Here is a 24,916-nt window from a genome sequence, read left to right as displayed (position 1 = left end):
CCTCTTTATCCTCCCAGAAGGCCGCGGCAACCGTCAATGCGTTGTTTTTGCTTTATCCATTCTCTATTTGACAAAGACAAGAGCTCCTTTCCGGTATGTACGGAAGGAGCTCCATCTTCATTTCGGGCTTCGCCCTCTTATCGCAGCGAGAATAGCTTAGCCACTTGGTCGCCCGTCAGCGCCCGGTCATATAATCGCAATTCGTCCATATCGGCTTGCGCATATTCGATATTCGTGGCAGATTGATAGCCGAGACGAATCGGGTTCGCTACGGTCATCAGTCCTCCTCTTATCTCTCCGCTCATGCCCTCTTCCTCGCCGTCCACGTATACACGGGCATTTTTCCCGTCATAAGTCATGGCGACCTGATGCCATCGATTGGGCTGCAAGGGCCAATCGAATGCCGCAACCGTACTGTACCAGTTCGATTCCGGCGTACGCATAACGAAATGTCCCGCTCCGCTTGGCAGTATCGTCAATCTGAACGCATTGTCCGTATCTCCGCCTTCCTTGCCGATCAAGGAATAATTGAGCTGCGGGAGCCTCGTCATGTTCACCCATAGGGAGATGGTAAATTGCTCCTTGCCATTTAATGCCGCGCTGTCGATTTCCGCATAATCGTCTACGCCATCCAGCGAGAGCGCGTTGCCGGCAACGCCGCCGGGTATGATCTCCGCTCCGTTCTTCAACTGGGCCGGCGAACCGGATCCGGAAGATTCCACGGACGTATTCCCCGTCTTTTCGTCGAATGTCCATGTCGATACCGGCACGGGCAGTTCCCCCCTCCTGGCCGGTCTGAACGAAGCAACGCGATTCCGCCTGCAAGGCGTCGGCGATCTTTTGCTGAATCGCCGGATCGAGAACGGCATTTTTCTTATTCTTAGGGGCTGGCTTCCCTTTCTTTTGCTTCTCGAGCAGCAGCACCCAATCCTCGTCGTTCGGCTTGGCGGGAATGCACCAGCTGGAAGTTTTAGCTTTGACCGTCTCCGGAATGCTGTAGTACACCCCTTGACGCGGGTCGAACCAGTAAGCATGATAGGTTGCGGCGTTGTCCATTTTCTTCAATGTCCCGGTGGCTGCATCGTTGTTGTAAAAAAAGACGACATAGGTGTCGTTGCCGTCCGATGACAGCAGCGATCGGCTCGTGTCCTTAAAGGAAGCCCAGGCTCCGTCGTTAAATCGAGGGACGAGCGCCCACCATTTCAGCGCGGTATAAAATCTTTTGAAATCGGTCAATTGATCTCCCGTTTGCAAATTCGCGCCGTCAAACCACCAGTAGTACCGGCCAGGCATCTCGGAAGCCGTTCCGAAGTCGTCCGGTTCTCCCTCTTTCGAATAAATATCGTTCCACACGCCCGCTGCCCCATACCCGTATCCGTACATCCCATACTGAAACGCTTTGTATGCCGCGCCAAGCGCTCCTCTACTGTCGGTCCAAAATTGGTCGTAACCGCTCTCGTACAACACGGCCGGTTTGGATGGAGAAGCATTCCAAAAGGATTTGGCTACCCGCATGCCGGAGAGATTGCCCTGCCATTGAACCGCCCAGCCGTCATGATACGGTTTGCCCGACCAACTGGAGCTCGCCGGAAGCGTCGAATTCGTACTTTCCATATGCGGCAGGATCGGATGTTTGTACGCGTCGTTGTCGGCCAGGCTCTGCCCCACGGCAAACCACTTGCCCATCGTTTCTTCGCTGTAGTTCCCGTACATATTTTTGTCGATCTCTTGCGCGATCGTCCAGATCACCGGATAAGCGCCGAAGCGGGCCACCCAATATTTCGCGATTCGGGCCATGTAGTCTTCGGTATAGATCGGATACTGCGACGGGTCGAGCGCCCATGTCGCTTGCGCATTCGCGTGTACGAGTCCGCTGTCGGCGATATATTTGAACTTCCGATCCAGATTGCGGAACCCTTCCAGATCGTCTGCCGTAAAGCCGTCGCTTAGATTCGCCGTTTTCTCTTCGTCCGCTCCGGTATGCGTTCCGCCATGCGGCTGCCAGATCGGCTCCGATTGATATACGGTGAATCCTTGTTCCTTTCGTTTGTCGACCATGTACTTGAACTGCGAAGCGACGCCGGGCGCATTGGACGTGGAAAATCGCTCATGCGGCAGGATCCAATGCGTATCTCCCAAGTAAAAGAACGGCGTTCCGTCCGCATAGCTCAAGTGCCTGCCATTGTCGCTTACCTTCAGAAATCCGTGCTTGTAAATATCCAGGTCGCCTTTGTACTTCTGACTCAAAACCTGGCCGGCTTGATTGTGAAGCCCTGTATCGGACGGATCGGAAGCGGTGACCCGATAGCTCCACATCCCCGGTTTGGTCGGCGCGAACCGGATTTTCCACGTGTGTCCGCCATCCCAATAGCCGGGCCGCGTAATGATCGTTTGACCCGGACCGAAGAACGTCGCCGAAATTTGGACGTCCTTGAACGGATCTGAATAATCTTTTTTTACTGGTCAATGTAATTTCCGCGACCTTCCACTGCTCGACTTTGACGATGGGAGCGGCGAGGTTTGCGGATCCCTCAGGGGCGTTCGATCCGGCCCACAGTCCAAGCACAAGCAAACAAACCATCAATCTGGCTGACAGTCTCCATTTTCGATTCATTCGTACGCGTCCTCCCCTATATCAATAGATTGCGAATTCGTAGATTACAGGCTGCATCGTTCCGGAAGTAAAGTAGAGTCGCGCTTTGCTTCCGGTGACAGCAGGGAAGTTTACGGTCCTTGGCGTATTCGCGTCGCCGATCGTCGTTCCCGTGTATGCCGTGGCCCATGAAGAACCGTTCCAGTATTCGATTCTGTAGCCTGTCGTGCGATTACCGTATTCCGTGATTACCGCTTTGCCGAAAGTTACCGGTTGTCCGAAATCAACCGATAGCCATTGCCCGGAGAACAATTGATTGCCGGCTTGCCAGTTGGTCGCGAGCAACCCGTCAAACGCCTGATCGGCGGTTTGACCGGCATCGTACTGTGAAGAACTGCCGTAATTGGATGTTGGTTTATATAGGGCATGATTTCGATTCAGGAGTTCAAACTCGTAGATAATCGGTTGAAAGCCTGTACCGCCCGTAAAAAATAGTCGCGCCTTACTCGCAGTTACGGTTGGGAATGTAACCGTGAGCGGCGAGCCATAATCGCCGATGGTCGTTCCCGTATAAGCCGCGGTCCACCCCGTGCCGTTCCAGTATTGAACCTGGAAGCCCGTCGTACGCTGGCCATATTCGCTAATCACGGCGGTATTAAAGGTTGTATTGCCGCCGAAATCGACTTGTAGCCATTCATTCGCATATTGCCCCGATGCCGCCTGCCAGTTCGAAGCGGAACCATCGAACGCCTTTGCGGCAGTTTGAGTGGCATCGTATTGCGAGGAACTGCTGTAGGTTCGATGAAGCGCCAAATTCGGAGTCAAGAGTTTGTAGTACGCAATGGATTGCGGACTGCTCGCCATCCCGCTCTTTACGGCAATGGCTTTCAGGACAATGGTCTCTGGATAAGGCGATGTAACCAGCAAAGGACCGGTGTATACCGGACTCGCCGTCGTCGGCGTCGTTCCGTCGGTCGTGTAATGAATCGTTGCGCCGGTAGTGGTTGAAGCGATCGCTACGCCCTGCATGGAATCGTAGGTCCCTCCGCCGATGCTCATTTTGGGAGGATTCGCCGAATTCGTGATTTTGGTAACCCATAATGTCCAATCTTCCGTAGAAGGTTGGGCGGGAATGCTCCATTGCCCGGATGCGTTCGGAGAAAATCCTGCGTTTATCGTCGAATAATTTCCGGTACGCGGATTAAACCAGCTTGCCATATAGGTTTCCGAAGCATTCAAGCCATTCAGCGTACCGCTATAGGGCGTTGTCGTTGAAGGCAAATACGCCACGATCGTTGTTCGATCGACGTTTGTTTTGGCAGCCGGCCTTTGCGTTCCCGAGGGAGCTCCGATCCAGGAAATAACGGAAGCATCGGGTTTTAACGACCACCAATTCGCAGCCTCGAAGAAGTCTTTCATATAACGCATTTGTTCTCCGGCCGGCTTATCGATGGCATTGTACCAGGGAGTCGGGACACCTCCCCACACTTGCCAAGTGTCATTGCTGTCCCAGGTTGCTTGCCATAATCCTTCAGCGCCATAGGAGAACCCTGCACTTCCTGCCATATTCGCATTCCAGGCTGTTTCCCTCGTATAAGAAGAAGGTATACCGTTAATGTTCTCATAATTGGCCTCGGCTTCAATGACAACTTTGGTCGGCGTCGCATTGTAATGATTCAACCAGTAACTTTTATCCAGTAAAGTACCATGCCCTCCTTGCAGAAAATCGATATGATAAGCATCGTCATTGCGAAATGCAATCGTATTCGTGTAATCGTTGTGAAGCGTATTGGCCCGTTTATATGCGTCTATAGCGTAGGTGTAATCGAGTACGTTTTTCCAGCTGGCCGCGCTCCCCTGACCATACTCCCCTCCGCCTGTCCATACCGTTGGATAAGCGCCGTACCTGGCCACGATATACTTGGCCATTCTTTTGTAATCATCTTCGTTGCCGCTGTCCAGCAGCCTTCCCCAGTCGATGCCCAACGCTGCGACTAGTCCGTTTTCAACGGCATATTGAATGCGAAGATCGCAGTTTTGCCAGAAACCGGGGTTCAAGTCCGAAGCGAATCCGTTCCAATTCAATAGAGAATTCGCCCCGCTGTATACCTTAAATTCCCGAATGGACGGAACGCTGCCTCCGGCTGCTCCGGTGATCGAAATCCTGACGTATCTGGCCGTCGCCGTTACGGGATCGGAGAAGCGGTCTCCGGAAACGCCTGCCGTGCGGTCAACCAGCGTCGTGTAAGCGACATTATCGGCAGAACCTTCGATTTTGTACCGCCACGTGTCGTTCGCTCCGAATAAAGTGTCGATTTTACTAAGCGTCGTATTGGATTTAAGATCGATAGAAAACCATTGGGGATAAACGTTCGTGGCGGCCTTCCACATCGTCCCTTCCCGATTGTCCAGCGCTTTGGAGGGATGGGCCACGTAGCTGTCGTATAGGCTGCTCGAAGAAATAAAACTCGATGCGTTCGCATCGTACCGATTGTAATTCCAGACATGACCGCCCTCATTGTAGGTCCCGCTTGCACTCACATCGCCCTGCTCAAAAGCGAAAAAGTTCATCTGATAGACCGAATATCCTTGTTTAACCCGTTGATCCACCATTCCCTTATATTGCGACGACCATCTCGAATCATTCGAAGCGGACCATCTTTCCCGAAAAGAAAGTCCCATCCAATGGGTGTCCGCCAACCAATAGAAAGGCGTTCCATCGTTATAGGTCAGGTATCGATTCGAAGAGTCAGGTTTTAAGAATCCATGTTTATAGATGTTCAAAGCGCCTGAATAAGGTTGGCTCACTACCGTTCCGGTTTGTCCGTGCAATCCCGTATCCGTCTGATCTGACGCCGTAGTCGTAAAGGTCCAAGTGCCTATAACGGTAGGCGCAAAACGGATTTTCCACGTATCCCCCCCATCCCAAAAACCCGGAATCGTTAAGCTAACGCCGCCGGGTCCGGTAAACGTGGCGCTGATATCTACGTCCAGATAAGGGTTGGCGTAGCTTTTCGAGCTATGCAAGGTGATGTCTACCGCTTTCCACAATTCGGCAGCATAGGCGGCATGCGCTCGCGGAACTGAAATCGACAACTGGCCTGCTGCAAGCGAAATAAATAGGACCATCGAAGTCATCAAGAGCATAACGCGGCTTTTCATTTACGGATCTCGTCCTCCTCAAGATTACTTTAGAATAGATGATCTTCTTCACTGATAATTAAGCGCTTTCAAAAAGTATCTTAATTGAACTAACTCTTCGTTTACATGTGTGCAATTTACATTACCTGTTCTATAATTTTCTAATCTTGTTTGCTGCTGCACCAAGGCGTTTGGCAGGCTTTTGGTTGTTTCCTTTCTCTTTTGCAAAATAAAAAAAGCCTTGATATACCAATAAGCTTGGCAATCAAGACTTTTAATGATCGGCAAATCCCCCCGTCCTACACCTTGTACGCCTTCATCGCCTTGAACACTTCCTTGAACGAAGGCTTCTTGCCGTACATCAGCACGCCGATGCGGTAGATCTTGGCGGCGAGCCAGCCGATGGCCAGTACGGACACGATCAGGATGCCGACCGACAGGGCGATCTCCCACCAGGCCGGGTCTGCGAGGCCGATGCGCAGGAACAGGATAAACGGCGAGAAGAACGGGATAAACGAGCATACGGTGATGAACGTGCTCTCCGGATTCGTCAAGCCGTAGATCGCGATGTAGAAGCCCGCGAGCGACAGCATCGTGACCGGCATGGACGTCTGGCTGAGGTCCTCCGTGCGGCTCACGAGCGAGCCGATGGCGGCGAACAGCATGGCGTACAGGAAGTAGCCGAGCAGGTACATGACGATCGCGAAGATGATCATCTTCGGCTCGATGCTGGAGAGGTCGATGCCGAACTTCTCGAGCGCGCCCTTGTTGTGCGGCAGCGTCAGATTGACGAGCGCCGCGCCGACGAGCACGACGAGCTGGAGCAGGCCGACGAGGAAGGTGCCGATGACCTTGCCGAACATTTGCTTGAGCGGCGCTACGCTCGTGACGATGATCTCCATGACGCGCGAGCTTTTCTCCGCCGTGATCTCGGTGGCGATCAGCTGGCCCGTGATCATGACGGACATGAACAGCAGGATCAGGATGGCGTAGGTCAGGCCGATGGCCGTCCCCTGCTCCGCTTCGGTCTTGCCGCCCGCGGCGCCGTCCGAGATCTGGACGGTGTCGAGCTTGACCGGCGCCAGCAGCTTGGCGAACTGCTCGTCGGTCAGGTTCGCGTCGCGTACCGCCTGCTGTGTTTTTACGGTCTGCAGACCGGATTGCAGGGCGCTCGAGGTGCCGCTGTCCAGCATCTTTTTGGAATGATAGACGACGTCGGGGAAGCCGATCTCGGGATTTTCGGTAAAAGTAAGATAGCCTTTGATCTTGCCGTCGTCGATCGCTTGCTGGAGCGCGGCCGTCTTGTCGGCTTCCGCGCCGGAGGCTTCGACGGGCACGAGCTCGACCTGTTTCTCTTCCGCCAGGCCGAATTGCTGTTCCAGCCCCTTAATGATCTCGCCTTGCTCGCTTGCGACATAGCCTACCTTGGCCGCCGTGCCCGGCCCCGTCATCTTGTCGATGAAGTACGGCACGTTCGCGCCAACGACGAGGAGCACGCCGAGAATAATCGTCGTGATGATGAAGGACTTGCTGCGAAGCTTGTTCTGCATCGTGAAGGCAATGACCGTCCGCATGCTATTCATGGCTCTCACCTACCGTTTTAATGAAGATTTCGTTCAGCGTCGGCTCCAGCAGCTCGAAGCGTTCGACCGGGCCTTGCGCCATCGCGTGCTTGAGAATGTCCTGGGCGGCTTCCTTGCGGGAGATGCGCAGATCGTAGCCCCGCTCGGTACGGGTCGCGGAGACGACGCCCGGAATACGGTCCAGCCCGGGAATGTCCCGCTCTGCGCCGACGACCACCTTTTCCTTGGGAAAACGGCTCTTGATCTCGCGGATCGGTCCCTGCAGCACGGGATTGGACCTGTGCATGATCGTGATGTTGCGGCACAGCTCCTCGACATGCTCCATCCGGTGCGTCGAGAAGACGATGCTGGCGCCGTCGTCGCGCAGCTCCTTGACCGTCGACTTCAGCAGCTCGACGTTGACCGGATCGAGTCCGCTGAACGCCTCGTCCATGATGAGGATGCTCGGCTTGTGAATGACCGCGGCGATAAACTGGATTTTCTGCTGGTTGCCCTTGGAGAGCTCCTCGACCTTCTTGTTGTAATACTCCGGCACCTGGAACCGCTCGAGCCACCGCTTCAGATTCGCGTCCGCGTCTTTGCGCGACATGCCGCGCAGTTGGGCCAGATACAGGATCTGGTCGCTGACCTTGATCTTCGGATACATCCCCCCGCTCTTCCGGCAGGTAGCCCAGCATCGAGAGCTGTTCGGTGCTGTAAGGCTTCCCGCGGTAGCGGATGCTGCCTCCGTCCGGGAGAATGAGTCCGAGCACCATGCGCATCGTCGTCGTCTTGCCCGCGCCGTTCGCGCCGAGCAGACCGTAGATTTCCCCTTGCGCCACTTCGAAGCTGAGTCCGTTGACGGCGGTTTTGTCCCCGTATTGCTTGAACACCTTTTCGATTACGAGCGGATTCATCTTCCCGCGTCCCCCCTTCCGTACTAGACAAGCCATGATCTCTTCCAATTCCATTCGCTGCGAAGACAGGATCCGGTATCCGGCCGAGACGCAGTACGCCTCCGTCTCTTCGGGCGCGTCCGTCTCGATCCGGCAGATGCCGGGTCCGGCCTCCTGCGCCCCCTGGACGCCCGGCGCCTGCTTCAGCAACCGGGCCGCGTCCTCCCTGCCCGACGTACCCGTCTCTCCTTGCACCGCCAGCACCCGCCACGCCTCGAACAGCCGGTCTTTCTCGTACAGTCCGAGGCAGCGGCCGCGATGCATGAACAGTACGTAGTCCGCGAGCCGGCGCACTTCCTCCGTGATATGCGTCGCAAAAATCAATGTACGGTCGCCCAGGTCCATGTATCGCGTAAGTTCGTCCAGCATGGTCTTCCACGCCGAAGGGTCGAGGCCCGACGACGGTTCGTCCAGGAGCAGCAGCTCCGGATCGTGCGCCAGCGCGACCGCAAGCTCCGCCTTGCGCCGCATCCCCTTGGACAGCTTGCCGAGCTTTTTGGTCCGGTCGGCGTCAAAGCTGCGCATAAGCCGCTCGTATCGGTCCCAGCTCCAGCCGGGGTACCAAAGCGAAGCGAAGCGCGCCTTCTCGTCGGCGGTCAGATGGTTCTCGTAGGCATGCGGCAGCTCCGATACGAAGCCGATCCGTTCCCGCAATCGCATGTCGCTGTCCGGCGCCAGCCGCTGGCCGAGCACCGCCGCCTCCCCCTTCGCATGGCGTCAGCCGGAGCAGCATGCGCAGCAGGGTGCTCTTGCCGGAGCCGTTCGGCCCGACGATAGCGGTCACCATGCCCGCCGGCAAAGTCAGATCGAGCGGTCCGAGCGCGAAGCCGTCTTGCCGGACGGCAGCGCCCTTTAGCGCGACGGCGGCGCTGTCCGTCTCCGCATGCGGCAAGCCTTGCGTTCCGCGATTCATCGCTGCTCCCCCTTTTCCCCGTCGGCCTCCGCCTTTTTTGCGCGCGTAGGCTTCCAGCCAGATTCGCTCCATCTCCTCGCGGCTGCACTGCAGCTGCAGCCCCGTCTCCACCGCTCGCTCGAACGCCTCGACGACGCGGCCGAGCCTGAATTCGTCACGCGCCGACTGGTCGATGCCCGCGACGAACGTCCCCGTCCCCTGCCGCGTGCGCAGCAGCCCTTCGTTCTCCAGATCCTGATACACTCTTCGCACCGTGATGGCGCTGCACCTGAGATCCGCCGCGAACTCGCGGATGGACGGGAGCAGCGTGCCCTCCGCCAGCTGTCCGCTGAGGATAAGTCCGCGAAGCTGGACCTCTACCTGATGGTAGAGCGGCTCGGGCCGATTCTCATCGATATGAACGGGTATCCACAAACCGCCTCGCCTCATTTCCTCCCGCTGCTTGGTTAAAAGGTATAGCTTCTGCGCGCCATCCGCTTCACGATCGCCCGCCGCATCCCGTACAGCACGGCGATGGCAAGGATCCCCGCCCCGACCGGCAGCAGCACGGGCGCTTGACCGACCGCCGCCGTCACCTCGCCGACCAGGCTGATCCGCCGCCAGGCCGCCGCGAGCGCGATCAGCCCGAGCAGCAGACAGATCGACATGTATGCCTTGACGTAGGTTTTCCCGCTGAACCCCATCTCCAGGTAAAGAATGAGCGCGTTCACGATCAGTCCGTAGCAAAGCCAGACCACCGCCGTCCCCGCCCACTCGCCCGGAGAGACCCGATCGCGAAGCGCAGGCGCCAGCAGATACTGGCTGACGAAAAAAATCGTGCCGATCGCAGCCATCGCGACCGCCGCCAGCAGCATGCGGGCGCTCGCCATCCGCTCCAGGGGAATCGGCATCGTCCGCCAGTGCGACAGCCGCTTGGTGAAGACATCCCCTCGCCAATAAGCGAACATCGTGCGGTTCATCGCGCAGCCGAACGCCGGAATCGTGAACGTGTACAGCCAATCCGCCATGCCGCTCAAATAACGCGACACATCGCCGTCGCCGAATCGATCGTCGATCAGCGCGCTGATGATCGTGCCTACGTACAGGGCGAACGCAGCCGTCAATACAAGTCCCAGCCGATCTCGCTTGAACTCGAATGCCGCCAGCGCCTTCGTCGCGCGCCACCCAGACATCTGCTCGCCTCCGTCACCCATACTGTGTGTATATCCTTATACACAGTATAATCACTTCCTGAGGACGATGTCAATCCTGAATTTGGAATTTAGAATTTGGAATTTGGAATTCGGATTTACGAATTCGATGCCGTTGGCGGGCATGCGGATTTGTTGCAACGGGCCGAATCTATTAGAATAAAGACACCACGCCCGGCGCGAAGCAGATGCGCACTGGCGCGACGACCGGAGGGAATCGAGACATGAACGGGAAAAACGAACGAGGCGGACGCGGAGAAGCCGGCGGGCCGCGTGCGGGGGAGCGGCGCGAGCCGCGGGCAAGGCAACGGGAGCGGTTCGCGAGCGGGGAGCGACGCGGCGAGCGGGAGCAGGAGTGGGCGGCAGGGCGGTCCGCGGATAAGCGAATCGCGGGAGAGCCGGCCGGATGGCGGGCCAAGGTCAGGCGAATCGCGGGGGAAGCCGCCAGGCGGGGCAGACGGGCCGCGAGCGAAGCGGCGAACGGCCGCAGCGGGGGCGCGCGGACCGGGACGGCGGCGCCCGCCATGCCGGGCAGACGCGCGGCAGCGGCAGACGCGGCGCCGAAGCGGCGCGTCCGGCACAGCAGGGGCGCGGCGACGGCAAATCGGGTGCGCCCGCCGGACGGCCGGGCGCACCGAAGCGCCAAGCCGGCGGCGGCACGCGCAGCTTCGCGGTCGAGGAACAGAGCGAGCTGCTGCCCTTCTTGCTCGCGAAGCTGAGCGGCCAGGGACGCAACGCCGTCAAGGCGATCCTCGCCCGCGGCCAAGTGTCCGTCGACGGCGCGACCGTCACCGCCTACAACCATCCGCTTGCGCCCGGCGCCACCGTCTCCGTCAGCCGGGAACGCGTCGAAGAGGTCCCGCCGCTGATCGGTTTGTCCATCCTGTACGAGGACGACGACCTGATCGTCGTCGCGAAGGAGGCGGGCCTGCTCTCGATCGCTTCGCCGCAGGAGACCGAGCTGACCGCCTATCGGCAGCTCACCGATCATGTGCGGCGGACGGATCCCCCGCAGCCGCATCTTCGTCGTACACCGGCTCGACCGGGACACCTCGGGCGTCATGATGTTCGCGAAGCGCGAAGAGATTCAGCAGGCGCTCCAGAACAATTGGCAGGAAGCCGTCACCGAGCGGATCTACGTGGCGTTGGTCGAAGGCCGCGTCGCGCGCGCCGAAGGGACGGTCTCCTCCTGGCTCAAGGAGAGCAAGACGCTTAAAATGTATTCCAGCCCGTACCCGAACGACGGCCAGCATGCGGTAACGCATTACAGAACGCTCGAGGCCAAGTCGCAGCTCTCGCTGCTCGAGGTCAGGCTCGAGACCGGCCGCAAAAACCAAATTCGCGTCCACATGCAGGACATCGGCCACCCGGTCGTCGGCGATAAGAAATACGGGGCGCGCTCCAAGGTGCTCGGCCGCCTCGGATTGCACGCGAGAGTGCTCGCCTTCATCCATCCTTCGACCGGCGAGCGCTTGCGCTTTGAGACGGATATTCCGAAGGCGTTCGTTAACGCGCTTAAAGATTAAACGCAAACAGGACGAAGCAGAGCCCGTTTCTGATTCGTCCTGTTTGCGTTATGGTCAATGGCCATAGGCATTGCATAGCCATGGCCGAGGACAGCTCGTAACCGACGTCAGGCTTACGGGGATCTCGCGGTTTGCGTCAGCCGACCAAGCGGCGACTCGCTCGCGTCTCGGTATCACCATTTCCGCCACGTCGCCGCTCCCCATGCCGAAGAAGTCCCAACGGGGAACAAACCGCGCTTGCACGCAGACTACTAGTACACGCATGCTTAAATCATCGATCTATTAAAGTAAGAAGTTTGGGGATGAAGCACCTGCTGGACCGGCTTGAGAAGCTGCAGAGTAACTTTTTTGCCTTTACAGCGCCATTTAGACCGGTTCGCGAGGCTGCAGAGTAACTTTTTGCCTTTACAGCGCCATTTAGACCGGTTCGCGAGGCTGTAGAGTAACTTTTTGCTTTACAGCACCTTTAGGACCGGTTCGCGAGGTTGTAGAGTAACTTTTCGCCCCTATAGCACAATTTGGACCGGTTCGCGAGGCTGGAGAGTAACTTTTTTCCTTTACAGCACCATTTAGACCGGTCCGCGAGGCCGAAGAGCCTGTTTGAGGTGAAAATTCTGCACTTTTAATCGATTGATGATTTACGCCGTGCTGTACTAGGCAGAAGAAGTCTTCACCACAAACAAACGGTACCCCTTCGCAGCTCCTCATGCTGAAGAAGTCTCAACGGGGAACAATCCACGCTTGCACGCAGACTTCTAAGCGAAAGAAGTCTTCGCCAGGAACAAATCATGCCCCGTCGCATCTCCTCATGCCGAAGAAGTCTCAACGGGGAACAATCCACGCTCGCACGCAGACTTCTAGGTAAAAGAATTCTTCGCCAGGAACAAATCATGCCCCGTCGCTTCTCCTCATGCCGAAGAAGTCTCAACGGGGAACAATCCACGCTCGCACGCGGACTTCTAAGCGAAAGAAGTCCTCGCCAGGAACAACCGGTACCCCGTCGCATCTCCTCATGCCGAAGAAGTCCCAACGGGGAACAATCCACGCTCGCACGCAGACTTCTAGGTAAAAGAATTCTTCGCCAGGAACAAATCATGCCCCGTCGCTTCTCCTCATGCCGAAGAAGTCTCAACGGGGAACAATCCACGCTCGCACGCGGACTTCTAAGCGAAAGAAGTCCTCGCCAGGAACATTTCGGTGCTTACGAGCACGCCACAGCTGCGCAGCGCCTCGCGCGCATTGCGACAGCACCATTCCGGCGCTTGCTTCCAAGCACGCCCGACGCTCGCGCGGCGGCCCCCCCCTGCCCCCCGCTCTGCGCCTCAACGCGCGTCACCGACTTCTTTTCCGCCGAACATTACTTACTTTCCTACCTTTATGAATAAATAGGCCTATTCAATACGCTGTTAACCCGGTAAAATCAGGTTATGTCGATTCATGTCAATCATTGCCAAAGTTAGGATGGTCACGTTGATCGAACTTCAGAGCTCCTACAATGCGACCATGGTCGTTTTATCCTGCTTGATCGCGTCCATCGCTTCTTATACGGGACTCAGCATGGCGATTCAATATGCCGCGGCCTCAACCGGACGCTCCCGCCTCGCTTGGCTGGCTTGCGGGACGGCGGTTATGGGGGCGGGTATTTGGGCCGTCTGTTTCTACGAGATCAACGCTTATAAATGGTCGACCGGCATCGACTACGATTACTCCACGGTCCTGCTGACGCTGGCGATCGCGGCGGCGTCCGCTGCGCTGATCCTACGGGCGTTCAGCCGGTCCAAGCTTCGCAAGCGGGCGTTGCTCGCACGCGGCGGCATAGCGGGTATCTGCGCGGCCGCGATGCCCTTTGCCGGCCTTAGGACGATGAGATGCAGCCTGGCCCCGCGTTTCGACGCCCCGACGATCGTCTTGTTCGCGCTAGGCGTCGCTCTTATGTTTGTCGTGATCCTATGGATCGCCCACAAGCTTCAGTCGTCGCGCGGTCCGCGGCGCAAGGCTGTCGCGGGCGTGCTGCTAGGCACGGCCTATACCGCGGCGATCCATATCGGACTGGCGCTGACATCCTGGAAGTCCCCCGAGGATGTTCCCGTAGCCATACAGAGCAGCTCTTCCGCGACAATATCTTTTTTTACTGGGATTCGCTACGCTGTTCGTCATCGGAATCGCGTTCGCCGCCCTATTCATGGAGCGATTCTGGAAGGCGCAGATGCGCCGCCAGCTCGAGCGCGACATGCGGATCGAATCGCTGTTCAGGCACAGCCAGGACGCCGTCTTCTCGTACAGTCTCGAAGGCAAGCTGCTGGATGCCAACCTGGCCGCCTTCCGCTTGACAGGCTACGAGTGGGAAGATCTCTCCAGGCTTAAGCTGAGCGACATGATCTCCCCCGAGTATCAGCATACGGTCTCCGTTAACTTTCGGCACACGATATCGGGGCAGTCCCGCAACTTCGACTGCGCGCTCATCCACCGCGGCGGCAGGAGGCTGGAAGTCAACAATACGAACGTCCCCGTCCTCGTCGAAGGTCAGGTCGTCGGCGTGTACACGATCGTCCGGGACATTACCGAGCGCAAGCAGGCCGAATGGCAAATGAACCATATGGCGCATCACGATGAACTGACGGGTCTGCCGAACAGGCGGCTGTTCGAGCAGCAGCTCGTCAAGGCGATCTCGGATCAGCAGCAGGACGGGCAATCCGCCGCCGTCCTTTTTCTCGACATCGACCGCTTCAAGCTCGTCAACGATTCGCAGGGACACGACGTCGGGGACCTGCTGCTTCGCTCCGTCGCCGACCGGTTGAGCGAGGCGGTCAAGCATGCGGGGATCGTCGCCCGACTGGGCGGAGACGAATTTTCCGTGCTGCTGACGGGCGGCGTCACGCGCGAAGAAGCGCAGGCGATCGCGGCCCGCATCAACCGGGAGCTGGACATTCCGTTCTCGCTGCGGGGCAAGGACGTTCATATCACCGCCAGCATCGGCATCGCGTTGTTCCCCGAGGACGGCGATTCGCTCGTCTCGCTCATGAAGAATGCGGACACCGCGATGTACTCGGCCAAGGAAAACGGAAAAAACACTTACAACTTCTACGATTTGTCGATGAACGACTCCCTTTTCGAACGCGTCCAACTGGAGAACGAGCTGCGCAAAGCGCTCGACCGCGGCGAGTTTTTCCTCGTCTATCAGCCGCAGGTCGAGCTCGCGTCGGGCAAGGTCGTCGGCGTGGAGGCGCTCATTCGCTGGCAGCATAGCAGCAAAGGGCTCATCTCCCCCGCCGAGTTCATCCCGCTCGCCGAAGAGACCGGCATGATCGTGGCGATCGGCGAGTGGGCGCTTCGCACCGCATGTACGCTCGCGCGGCGCTGGAGCCAAACGGAGGTCGGGCCCTTGCGCATGTCGGTCAATCTGTCCAGCCGGCAGTTCGTCAGCCCCGACTTCGCCGAATCGGTGGAGCGCGTCGTACGCGAGACGGGCATGCCGCCCGAGCTTCTGGACCTCGAGATCACCGAATCGATGACGATGGACGTGAGCCGCTCGATCGAGACGCTCCGTCAGCTCAAGACGCTCGGCGTCTCCATCTCGATCGACGACTTCGGCACGGGCTACAGCTCGCTGAGCTATCTCAAGAGCTTCCCCGTCGACCGGCTCAAGATCGACCAGTCGTTCGTCCGTCAGATGCATTCGGAGACGAAGGACCGGTCCATCGTGGCGACGATCATCTCGCTCGCGCACAACCTGAACCTGCAAGTCGTCGCCGAAGGCGTAGAGACGGCGTCCCAATCCGAATTTCTCGCGCAGCAGGGCTGCGACGAGATGCAGGGCTACTATATCAGCAAGCCGCTCAAAGCCTTCGATGTAGAAGAATTCATCATTCGCAAGTCCGCCTCTTAATCGCCAAGCCATCGTCAAACAGCCGCACGGCCACCGAACGAAGTCGGTCCGCCGTGCGGCTTGTTTTTATCTGCCGAGCTTATCGAACGCTATCCTGAGCTCTTACTCTTTAGCGCTTCCTGTCGGCGGGCGATAAAAAAGGATTGTGCCCGTCGCCCTTGCCGGACGGCATCGCGCCCGGCACCCCGTCCGTCTCCAGCAGGGGACGAATGACGAGCTTCGTCGGCCAAGTCTCGGCATCGAACAGCAGGCGCGAGAGCCGCTCTTTGTCCGGTGCAGGGAGATCCGCCTGGCGGAGCGCATCCTTCATCAGCGTCTCCGTGATGTCCCACAGCGCGTCGACAGGGATGCCGTAAGCCTCCGCAAGGGACTCCATGATCGATGCCAGATTGACCTGCACGCCAAGCGACTGGATATAGAACATCAGCTTTTCCGGCGTCTCGTTGTACAGACTGTTGCCATACCCCGGACGAATCCGGTAGCCGGGATCGCCGATGCCGTGACGGTCCAGATACGGCTGATGCAGCCGCACCGAATCGTGGTCCCTGAACAGCAGGGACGATGGCACGCCGTTCCTCAGCACCAGACAGCAATTCTGACCGTGCATCTCGGGCACGATACCGATCTTGAACAGACGCAGAGCCACCTCCAGAAACAAAGCCGCGGTCTGCGCGTAAAAACGGATCGCCTCCGCTTCCGTCACATCCGCACCTAGCAGCTCCGACAGAAAATGCTTGCCTTGCGGCAGGACGCCCAGGGCGGACATCGGAACAATCCGGCTTCCCGCCCGCAGCGCCTCCGGCGGGAAGGCGCGAAGCTGTGCGGCCAGATGCCGGGGATGCTCGTCGAACAGCCCCATCGTCGGCGGCATATAGCCCCACCACCGCTTCTCCTCGCACAAATGGACCTTGTCCGCCAGCGTCTCGTCGCAGGCAAGCGCCTGCCGGAACATCCGCTCGCCCGCGAGCCCGTTCATCAGCTTCACGACCGGCAGGTACCGAGCCGCGCCCAGCGAGGCGACGCTGATCGGCAGCTTCAGCATCAAGCCAGGCGCGTCCGCCGACATCATCGTACGCACCGAGGAGGTCGCCGTGAACGCGCCCGCCTGCGTATCCAGAATGACGATCGTGCCCTCGGCGATCTCGCGCCCGAAGCCGGGACGAATCCTGTTCTCCAGCTGCCACGGATGCACGGGGATCACCGTATATTCGGGGCGCGACAAGCCCCGAAGCGACAATTCCCCCCTCAACGGCGGCACGCGCGGCGGCGCCAAGCGCGTCGAGTGCGTCGGTCCCGCCGTCCGGGGAGCCTGCGACGACATAGCGGCTGTCGATCGCCGCCCAGTGGAGCGCGACCGGGAGGCCGAACTCTGCCATGTACCGCTCATAGTCGCGAGGCGCGTAGCCGATCTTGGCCTTCGCAGCCGGGTGGAACGGCCTGTCGCGCAGCGATGCGATCCGCTCGCCCTTGGCGTACCATTCGCCGTCGGAACGCGGAGCAGGGTACCCGCCGTCTCCCTGCGACGACAAGCTCAGCGCGAGCTGCCAGACCGCCGTATCGAGCGACTGCAGCAGGTCCGCCAGTCCCGGATAGGCGTGCGCATCCCGTTGCAGCGCGATCCGGCACAGCTCGGACGGCGATCGAAGCTCGGCCCAGCCGGCTTCCGTCCGGCGATAGATCGCCGTCCCCGCAGCCCATTGATACCCCTGCCTGCGGCTGGGCCGCACGAGCAGGCAGACGTCCCCGGCATAGGCGAGCGCATCGATCGCCGCGGGATACAGCCCAGCCAGCTCGGGCGCGTCCGCCGGCGGACGGAGCGTGCCCGCATCGACCGGCAGCAGCCGCTCCGCGATCAGCGCATCGATCAGATCTTGCGTAATCTGCCGAACGGCGGCGTCCGTTCCCGCGCCAGTCAACGATCGGTTCATCGTTCAATCCCTCGTTTCGTCACGTCAGATAATGAAATTCAGGGTGGGGATGTCCCAAAAAGTCGTGGTGGGAGATCGTCCAGCAGTAAGCGCCGGACTTCTCGAACACGACGATATCCCCTGCGCGCAGCCCGTCCGTCTCCGCATCGGCATGAAGCCGGTCTTTGGGCGTGCACAGCTCGCCGACGATCGTGACCCTGCCCCCCCGCGCCGCCTCCGGGCGCTCGAACGGATAGGGCCATTCGGCAACCGGAAAGACCTGGAACGGATGATCGTGCCCCCCACGAAGCAGGCAGCCGGTTATGATGCGTCCCGCCCCGCAGCACGGCGAACCAACGGCCGTGCGAGCGCTTGATATCGACGATCTCCGCCGCATAATAGCCGTAGTCGGCGACGATCAGGCGGCCCGGCTCGAACAGCAGTTCCGTATCGCCCATCTCCCGCAAGATCGGGCTCTGCGACAGCAACCGGCAGAAAAGCCCCCCAGTCGAACCCCGCCGCGCTGTCGTAGGAGACGCCGAAGCCGCCGCCCGCATTGATCGCTTTGATCTCCAGACCGTACGCCGCCTTCCACGCCGCGACCCGCCGGACATAATATTCGACCATCGCCGCGTGCAGTTCCGCATCCAGATTGTTCGACAGCGAATGGAAATGAAACCCTGCAAAGCGGACATGCCGATGGCCGGCATCCCGCAGCAGGGCGATCGCCTCCTCCACGAACGACTCATCAAGCCCGAACGGCGTCGGCCGCCCGCCCATCGTAATTCGGGTCTGCGGCAGCGCATCGGATCTCAGGTTGACGCGCAGCAGCACGTCGATGCCGCGCTCCGCCTCTTCGGCGAACAGCAGCAGCTTGCGCAGCTCCAGCAGACTCTCGACGTGCACGTACTTCACGCCGAGCCGGAGCGCCTCGCGGAGCTCGGCATCCTTCTTGCCCGGCCCGCCGAACAGCACCGGCACATCGGCGGACACCTCCCGCACGAGCCGCAGCTCGCCCGCGGACGCCACCTCGAAGCCGGCCACGAGCGGCAGCAGCGTCTCGAGCATGCGCCTGTCCGGGTTCGCCTTGATCGCATAATACAGCCTTGCGCCCCCCGGCATCGCGTCCAGCATCGAAGAGACATGGCTTCGCAGGCCCGCCAGGTCGTAGATATAGGCGCACACCGGATCGCCGGTGCCGGATCGGCGGCGCTCGTCGATCCATTGTCCGATCCGCTCGTTCGACGTCAACTGACCGTTCATCCGCCCTCACCCTTCTTCCCCGCGATCGGCTTCGGCCCTTCCGCTGCCTGCCTCGCCGCAGCCTCGGCCGCCAGCCATATCCCATCCGCCCTTCCTCCGCGCTCCGCAGCGCCTTGGACCGTCGTCCCTGCCCCATCCGCCTTCACGCCGCCGGGCGCCGAAGCCCCATCGACCGTCGTCGCTATCCCATCCGCCCTTCCTCCGCGCTCCGCAGCGCCTTCGACCGTCGTCCCTGCCCCATCCGCCTTCACGCCGCCTGGCGCCGAAGCCCCATCGACCGTCGTCGCTGTCACTTCGGTCTTGCTGCCGCTATTCGCAGCGGACGCGACCGCCTCGCGCGTCGCCGCGACGTAGTCGTCCCGCTTGCCGCGGTACGCGCGAAACGCTGTATTGCGGTCGTCCCCGAGCACGAAAATGCGCACGCCCTTCTCCGCCCATAGGCGGTGCCCGTCCGCGCTCCGCGAGACGGTCGCGTACGGCACGCCGCAGCGCTGCGACGCCTCGTGCAGCAGCTCAAGCTGCCGCATCACCTCCGGATGCCCGGTATCCCACGGCACGCCGAGCGACTGCGACAGATCGGCCGCCCCCTCCAGCACGAAGCCGACATGCGGCGCCGATAGGATCGACGCGCGCCGCGCCACCCCCTCGGCGCTCTCGATCATCGGCACGATCAGCAGCGCCTCGTTCGCCCGCGCGATATACGCGGTCAGCGAATGCTTGGCAAAGGCGGCTGGCCGCCCGCTGTTCAGGCTTCGCCGGCCGATCGGGTGGTAAAAGGCGCACCGGACAACCTCCTCGACCTGCTCCCTGCATTCGACATGCGGGATGACGATGCCCTGGGCGCCGCAGTCGAGCACCTTCAGAATCTCCGTGCGCTCCGCCCCGGCTACGCGGACGAGCGGCGTCATCCCCGTCAGCTCCGCCGCGCGGATCAGCGACTCCGTCGTCTCCATGCTCGTCGAAGCGTGCTCGCGGTCGATGATGACGAAGTCATAGTCCGCATGACCGATCATCTCGACCGCGACCGGATGCGGGATGGAGACGAACAGCCCGTACGCCGGGACGCCGGCCGCGATTTTTTCCTTCAGCCGGTTGGCCCTCACGACAGACCGTCCCTGGCCGCGCGCAGCGGGTTGGGCGGACTGCGGAAGTACAGCGCTCCGTCGCCGTGCAGGCGCCGCTTCGTCATCTCTTCGACCAAAGCGTCCGCCGCGAACAGATCGAACAGTTCGAAGCGTTCCCGGTACTGCGGATACGCCTGCTGGTACGATTCGATCGCTTCGGCCGTCCGGCGCCAGAAGGAAGCCTCGGACAGTCCGAACGGCTCGAGCGCCAGGCAAAGATCCGTCATGCAGATGAAGAAGAAGGCGTCGTACGTATAGTCGCGCACCTCGGAGACCGATTCCGTCCGCAAAAACGAATAGCGATTGAACTTGCGGTGCGTCTCCGGCTCGGGCGCAAGCGCGGGCGCCCACTCCGGTCTGAGCAGCTTGTCCTCGACATAGCGGACGCCGTCGTGCAGGTCCTTGACGATGATCCGCGTCGGCCAGCCGTCCTCCAGGACCAGAATGATGTTCTGCGCATGCGACTCCAGCGCGATCCCGTGCGCGCACAGCAGGTGGACGATCGGCACCGTCAGCACGCGGATGAGCGCCTCGCTCCATGCCTCGACGCCATAGCGGCCGATCGCCTCCGCGATGAAAGGCCGTCCGTTCCGCTGGACGAGCGACAGCGCGTTCAGCGGCCAGGCTTCCTCGCGGTCCGTCAGATGCGCCGACACATTTTCCCTGCAGATCGCGCCCAGCGTACCGTAGGCCAGCCGATGCTGCACAGGCGGCAGCTCGCCGTAGCGGAAGGACAGCCCCAGCCATTCCCGCAAAATCTCGAACCGCTCCCGCCGCAGCAGCTCGTCGCCTTGAACGATGCGGTCCAGCCACTCGCTGATGCGCGGCGCGTTGTTCGTCGTATGCTGCGCCAGAATGCGGCTCGTGGACGTATTGACGATGCTGAGCGCCAGCTTGATATAGGAGGCGGACGCGTCGTGCCTGCTCGCCAGCGTCCGGATCGACTGCTGCGCCCGGTACGGCCGCTCCGAAGCGCCGAGCGGCACGATGTCTTTGCTTGCGAGCTGCGGCGCGAAGACGCTCGGCAGCACATGCTCCATCTGCCACGGATGCACGGGCACGAATACGTAGTTCTTGTCCGGGTGTCCGGCATCCCGCAGCACCCGCTCGAACCGGCTGCGATCCCTTTCGCTCAGGTGACGTCCGGCCAGCTCCTCCGGCGCGCGGCCTTCGGCGCACGACACATCGACGAGCCTTCTGTCGACCGCCGCCCAATGCAGCGGGACGTCGCGGTCGAACTCGGGGCCGTAGGCGCCGTTGTCCGCCAGCGAGAATCCGAGGCGAGACTTGTAGCTCGGATGATAGCGGTGCCCGTCCCGCATATGGCTTTCCAGCGCTTCGTAATGCCGGTCCGCAGGCGGAATCTCCTCCGGCTCGGACTGCCTCGCTTGCGCGTCCTTCGCCAGCGTCTCCAGCAGCTCCGCGATAAACGAAGCCGCCTTCTCCCCGGCCTCCCGGTTGAGAATGACCTCCTCCAGCAGGACATGCAAACCGGGCGTAGCCTCGCCTTCCCGGCGAATCGAGCCGGGCGCGATCTTGATGCGGCCGAACGAGCGTTTTTCCGCGGCTTCGCACGAATAGCCGACCTCCCGCCCCTGGGCGGTCCGTCCGGCGAACAGCCAGCGCCCTTCCTTGCGTTCGGCCTCCACGATGCCCTCGAACAGCAGCGCCTCCATCGTCTGGCGCACGATGCGTTCCGCGACCTCGTTCAGGATTCGTTCCGCCTCCCCCGTCCGCGACGGCCTCCCTCTTTTCGGACCTGCCGCTAATCCCGCTCATGGCATTCGCTCCCTTTGCTCTTCAGCAGATTTTTCAACGGCACGTACGAAGGCGACTCTCCGTGGGCGGCGAGACAGCTCGCCATATTTTTTTTGGCGTACAGCACGTCGGCCGTCAGCAGATGCCGCGCATAAGCATTGCCCGTCCTCGCATACTCCCGCGCCAGCGATTCCCTTACGACGGACCACAGGCCCATCTCTTCCAGCCCCGTCTCCCTCGCGATCGCGTGTATGAAGGAGCCCAGATGGTTGACGATCAAATAATAGTCGGTGCGCGCCCTCGCCTGCGCTTTGTCATAGAACAGCGGTCCCGTCGGATTCGCGCCGCGTGCGGCCAGGTCCCGGTCCACGCTGACGCCTTCGAGATCCCGGACGATAAACGTCTCGGGCATGCCGTCCCGCACGGTGAGCAGCGCGTTCTGCAGATGCGCTTCAAAATGAATGCCTTTCTCCTCGGCGGCCCGAACGAGCGGCAGCAGCGAGATGTCCAGGTAACGGCGGAACCACGGCTCCGCGCGGCGGCGGTCCATGACCTGACTCAGTCGCGACGGTCCCTCTCCGGCGGGCGCCTCGGCCAGGCTAGACAGCACATAGGTCGTCTTGGTATCGAAAAGAACCGGTCGGTAGGCGACCGTCAGCAGCGCCTCGAGCGATTCGTCGCCGAACGCGCAGCCGCATACGCCCTCCTCGGAAGCGATCCGCGTATGCGGCTCGCGGCCGAAGCAGCCGCTGTCGCGCACATACGCAGCCGCGTCCATCGTGCGCCGCATCTGCTCGCGCGTATTATTGCGCCTGAGATTCGTAATCTGAATGTCGAGCGGCAGCTTGATGTTGCAGCGCATGTCCGGCACGTAAACGGTGCGCACCGAAGATGTCGGATAGGCCATCGGACCGCAGCCGCCGAGCGGGACGACATCGCCCCGGGCGATCGCAGCCTCGACTGCGGGGATACCCAGAACATGTTCATACTGCCACGGGTGGACCGGCAGCAGCCCGTATTCGTCCGCAGCGTCGCCCAGCTTCTCCCGCGCGCGCTTGACGACGCTGCCTTGCGGCTCAACGGTTCTGCGGCCGGAGAGCCATTCCTCGCGGTACAGCTTGCCGCGGACGGCCATATAGCACAGCGGGAAGCCGTTGCCCAGCTCGGGCGCGAATCGCGACACGTCAGCCGCCGTGAAGCCCGACATATTTTTAGGAAAAGGGTGAAACGGATGGCCGAAAAGCAGCGACTGTTCGGACGACAAATAATCGAAGTCGCGCGCCGGCTTCGCGCGCCCCGCGAATAGCGCCATATTGCGGCAGCTGCCGGCGACCTTGTCCATGAAGTCGGCCGCCTGTTCGTCCGTGACGGACGCATCCTCGCGTCTAAGCTCGGCGACGATCCAACCGGCCAGCTCCGCGGATGTCGGCTCTCTTCCGTCAAAATGCCCGTACTCGTGCTCGCCCGTCGCGGCGTACATGGACAGCCGACCCGTCAGCCGGACGCCGCTCGCCGGAAAGTCGACGGCAAACGCACGCCCGCCGGACGCCGCGTTGAATAGAGCCGGGTGTTCGCAGCAGCGCTCTCTGATATAGCAATTGAGCAAGATTTTGCACGTTTGGCGGTTGGCCAGCTCCTCGGCTTCAAGCCGCCGTTGTTCTTCCGTCGCGGGCAATGCGCCGCACCTTCTTTCTCTGGATGAAACGAATACATTCGGACGGCAGCCAACTTCAGCAGGAAGGCTGCGCAGCGGCGACAGCCTCGTCGACCGCCTGCCCGAAGATGGCGAGCACCTCGGCCGTCTCCCGTTCGGAGATCGTGAGCGGCGGCAGGAAGCGCAGGACGGCCGAGTGACGGCCGCCCGACTCGACGATCAGTCCGCGCCGGAAGCATGCCGCCTGAATGCGCGATGCCAGCTCGCCGCTTGCCGGAGGACGGCCGAGGCGATCCGGGCGTCCGAAGGCGTCCACGATCTCGACGCCGATCATCAGGCCGCGGCCTCTGACGTCGCCGAGCGCCGGATGCCGCTTCTGCAGACGGCGCAGGCCTTCGAAAAACTGCGCGCTGCGCGCGTTCACATTGCCGAGCACATCGTGCTCCCTGATATATCGCAGCGTCGCGAGCCCGGTCGCCATGCCGAGCTGATTGCCGCGAAAGGTGCCGGTATGCGCGCCAGGCTGCCAGCGGTCCAGCTCCGCCTTGTAGATGACGACCGACATCGGCAAGCCGCCGCCAACCGCCTTCGAGCACACGATCACGTCCGGCACGATGCCCGCATGCTCGAAGGAGAACATGGCGCCGGTGCGCCCGATGCCCGTCTGCACCTCGTCCACGATCAACGGGATGCCCCGCTCCGCCGTCATGCGGCGCACCTGCCGGAGCCATTCGAGATCGGCCGGCACCGCGCCGCCTTCTCCCTGTACCGTCTCGACGATCAAGCCGCAGGGCGCCGCGATGCCGCTCTCGCAGTCGTCCAGCAAATTCTCGATATATTGGGCGCTGATCGCGGCCGTTTGTCCTTCGCCGACGCCGAACGGACAACGATATTCATAGGGGAACGGCAAAAAGTGGACGTCCGGCAGCAGACTTTGCATATGCTGCTTCTTGCCGAGATTGCCGCCCATCGCCATCGTCGCCTGGGTCGAGCCATGATAGGCGCCCGAGAAGGCCAGAATCGATCTGCCGCCGGTAGCGGTCTTCACCAGCTTGACGGCGGCCTCGACGCCGTCCGCGCCGGTCGGGCCGCAGAACTGGATCTTGGCGGTGTCCCGAAGTCCCTCCGGCAGCAGCGACGCGAGCTCCTGCATAAATTCGAGCTTCAGCGGCGTCGCCAAATCCAGCGTGTGCAGCGGGATCTGGCGCCGGAGCACGTCCTCGATGGCCGCCGTCACGACATCGGGATTGTGGCCGAGCGCCAGCGTTCCCGCCCCGGCGAGGCAATCGTAATACGTTTTTCCGTCCGTGTCGGTAATCTTGATGCCCTTGGCCTGGTGGATGACGAGCGGGAAGCGGCGCGGGTACGACCTCGCGTTCGACTCCCGTTCGGACTGCCATTGCAAATCGGGCTGACCCGCCTGCGTAGGTAGCATAATTCGTG

General features: G+C 60.8%; 14 protein-coding genes and 5 pseudogenes. 3 read left to right on the top strand and 16 right to left on the bottom strand.

The features are described from left to right. Nucleotides 1-137: 137 nt before the first annotated feature. From OMP40_RS10955 to OMP40_RS10920, 8 genes and pseudogenes are all read right to left on the bottom strand, one after another. Entirely contained in the window at nt 138-869 is a 732-nt protein-coding gene (locus tag OMP40_RS10955; RefSeq protein WP_277531273.1) for a LamG domain-containing protein, read from the bottom strand. A gap of 52 nt (nt 870-921) precedes the next feature. After that, nucleotides 922-2,442: pseudogene (locus tag OMP40_RS10950) on the bottom strand (apiosidase-like domain-containing protein); the annotation flags it as partial. A gap of 193 nt (nt 2,443-2,635) precedes the next feature. Continuing rightward, nucleotides 2,636-5,755 carry an apiosidase-like domain-containing protein gene (locus OMP40_RS10945; RefSeq protein ID WP_277531272.1) on the bottom strand — a complete coding sequence of 1,040 codons (3,120 nt, stop codon included), beginning with the start codon at nt 5,753-5,755 and terminating at the stop codon, nt 2,636-2,638. Between the two features lie 48 nt (nt 5,756-5,803). After that, nucleotides 5,804-6,022 carry a hypothetical protein gene (locus tag OMP40_RS10940; protein WP_277531270.1) on the bottom strand — a complete coding sequence of 73 codons (219 nt, stop codon included), beginning with the start codon at nt 6,020-6,022 and terminating at the stop codon, nt 5,804-5,806. A gap of 11 nt (nt 6,023-6,033) precedes the next feature. Next, a complete protein-coding gene (locus OMP40_RS10935) occupies nt 6,034-7,317 on the bottom strand; it encodes an ABC transporter permease (RefSeq protein ID WP_277531268.1) in 1,284 nt (427 codons plus the stop codon). Then, nucleotides 7,310-8,213 (bottom strand): annotated as a pseudogene (locus OMP40_RS10930) (ABC transporter ATP-binding protein). The gene OMP40_RS10935 and the pseudogene OMP40_RS10930 overlap by 8 nt, the downstream one beginning before the upstream one ends. Before the next feature lie 345 nt (nt 8,214-8,558). Next, nucleotides 8,559-9,594 (bottom strand): annotated as a pseudogene (locus OMP40_RS40015) (ATP-binding cassette domain-containing protein); the annotation flags it as partial. Nucleotides 9,595-9,611: 17 nt separating this feature from the next. Next, nucleotides 9,612-10,337 carry a hypothetical protein gene (locus tag OMP40_RS10920; RefSeq protein ID WP_277531267.1) on the bottom strand — a complete coding sequence of 242 codons (726 nt, stop codon included), beginning with the start codon at nt 10,335-10,337 and terminating at the stop codon, nt 9,612-9,614. A gap of 709 nt (nt 10,338-11,046) precedes the next feature. Between OMP40_RS10920 and OMP40_RS10915 the strand changes: the two are divergent. The 3 genes and pseudogenes from OMP40_RS10915 (at nt 11,047) to OMP40_RS10905 (ending at nt 15,767) form a co-directional block, all read left to right on the top strand. Next, nucleotides 11,047-11,881, top strand: a pseudogene (locus OMP40_RS10915) (RluA family pseudouridine synthase). 1,470 nt (nt 11,882-13,351) lie between these two features. After that, on the top strand, nt 13,352-14,245 hold the full coding sequence (locus OMP40_RS10910; protein ID WP_277531266.1) for an MHYT domain-containing protein: 894 nt from the start codon (nt 13,352-13,354) through the stop codon (nt 14,243-14,245). Then, entirely contained in the window at nt 14,127-15,767 is a 1,641-nt protein-coding gene (locus OMP40_RS10905) for a sensor domain-containing protein (RefSeq protein WP_277533107.1), read from the top strand. Before OMP40_RS10910 ends, OMP40_RS10905 begins: the two co-directional genes overlap by 119 nt. A 109-nt stretch (nt 15,768-15,876) precedes the next feature. Here the strand turns inward: OMP40_RS10905 and OMP40_RS10900 are convergent, their stop codons facing one another. The 8 genes and pseudogenes from OMP40_RS10900 to OMP40_RS10865 all read right to left on the bottom strand — a co-directional run bounded on the left by OMP40_RS10900 (nt 15,877) and on the right by OMP40_RS10865 (nt 24,908). Continuing rightward, nucleotides 15,877-17,088 (bottom strand): IucA/IucC family protein, encoded by a 1,212-nt coding sequence (locus OMP40_RS10900; protein WP_277531265.1) that lies wholly within the window; start codon nt 17,086-17,088, stop codon nt 15,877-15,879. Nucleotides 17,089-17,158: 70 nt separating this feature from the next. Continuing rightward, nucleotides 17,159-17,695: pseudogene (locus OMP40_RS10895) on the bottom strand (IucA/IucC family protein); the annotation flags it as partial. Between the two features lie 19 nt (nt 17,696-17,714). Further along, on the bottom strand, nt 17,715-18,071 hold the full coding sequence (locus OMP40_RS10890) for a type III PLP-dependent enzyme domain-containing protein (protein WP_277531264.1): 357 nt from the start codon (nt 18,069-18,071) through the stop codon (nt 17,715-17,717). Continuing rightward, nucleotides 17,996-18,937 carry a type III PLP-dependent enzyme domain-containing protein gene (locus OMP40_RS10885; protein ID WP_277531262.1) on the bottom strand — a complete coding sequence of 314 codons (942 nt, stop codon included), beginning with the start codon at nt 18,935-18,937 and terminating at the stop codon, nt 17,996-17,998. Before OMP40_RS10885 ends, OMP40_RS10890 begins: the two co-directional genes overlap by 76 nt. After that, nucleotides 18,934-20,040 (bottom strand): HpcH/HpaI aldolase family protein, encoded by a 1,107-nt coding sequence (locus OMP40_RS10880; protein WP_277531260.1) that lies wholly within the window; start codon nt 20,038-20,040, stop codon nt 18,934-18,936. The genes OMP40_RS10885 and OMP40_RS10880 overlap by 4 nt, the downstream gene beginning before the upstream one ends. Further along, nucleotides 20,037-21,749, bottom strand: a complete 1,713-nt coding sequence (locus tag OMP40_RS10875) for an IucA/IucC family protein (protein WP_277531258.1) — start codon at nt 21,747-21,749, stop codon at nt 20,037-20,039. Before OMP40_RS10875 ends, OMP40_RS10880 begins: the two co-directional genes overlap by 4 nt. Nucleotides 21,750-21,826: 77 nt before the next feature. Next, complete coding sequence (locus OMP40_RS10870) at nt 21,827-23,494, bottom strand: IucA/IucC family protein (protein ID WP_277531256.1); 1,668 nt, start codon at nt 23,492-23,494, stop codon at nt 21,827-21,829. Nucleotides 23,495-23,549: 55 nt separating this feature from the next. Further along, entirely contained in the window at nt 23,550-24,908 is a 1,359-nt protein-coding gene (locus OMP40_RS10865) for a diaminobutyrate--2-oxoglutarate transaminase (protein ID WP_277531255.1), read from the bottom strand. Nucleotides 24,909-24,916: the final 8 nt, after the last annotated feature.

Origin of the sequence: Cohnella rhizosphaerae (genome assembly GCF_029525575.1) — a bacterium.
GTDB lineage: Bacteria > Bacillota > Bacilli > Paenibacillales > Paenibacillaceae > Cohnella > Cohnella rhizosphaerae.
The sequence above is the reverse complement of the archived record's forward strand: the minus strand, read 5'-3'. Positions and strand labels throughout refer to the sequence as shown.

Coding starts and splice junctions, on each gene's coding strand:
- OMP40_RS10945 (WP_277531272.1), bottom strand. CDS start 5,755: ATGAAAAGCCGCGTTATGCTCTTGATGACTTCGATGGTCCTATTTATT.
- OMP40_RS10955 (WP_277531273.1), bottom strand. CDS start 869: ATGCCGTTCTCGATCCGGCGATTCAGCAAAAGATCGCCGACGCCTTGC.
- OMP40_RS10865 (WP_277531255.1), bottom strand. CDS start 24,908: ATGCTACCTACGCAGGCGGGTCAGCCCGATTTGCAATGGCAGTCCGAA.
- OMP40_RS10890 (WP_277531264.1), bottom strand. CDS start 18,071: ATGCGGCGGAGATCGTCGATATCAAGCGCTCGCACGGCCGTTGGTTCG.
- OMP40_RS10920 (WP_277531267.1), bottom strand. CDS start 10,337: ATGTCTGGGTGGCGCGCGACGAAGGCGCTGGCGGCATTCGAGTTCAAG.
- OMP40_RS10885 (WP_277531262.1), bottom strand. CDS start 18,937: ATGAACGGTCAGTTGACGTCGAACGAGCGGATCGGACAATGGATCGAC.
- OMP40_RS10935 (WP_277531268.1), bottom strand. CDS start 7,317: ATGAATAGCATGCGGACGGTCATTGCCTTCACGATGCAGAACAAGCTT.
- OMP40_RS10900 (WP_277531265.1), bottom strand. CDS start 17,088: ATGTCGTCGCAGGCTCCCCGGACGGCGGGACCGACGCACTCGACGCGC.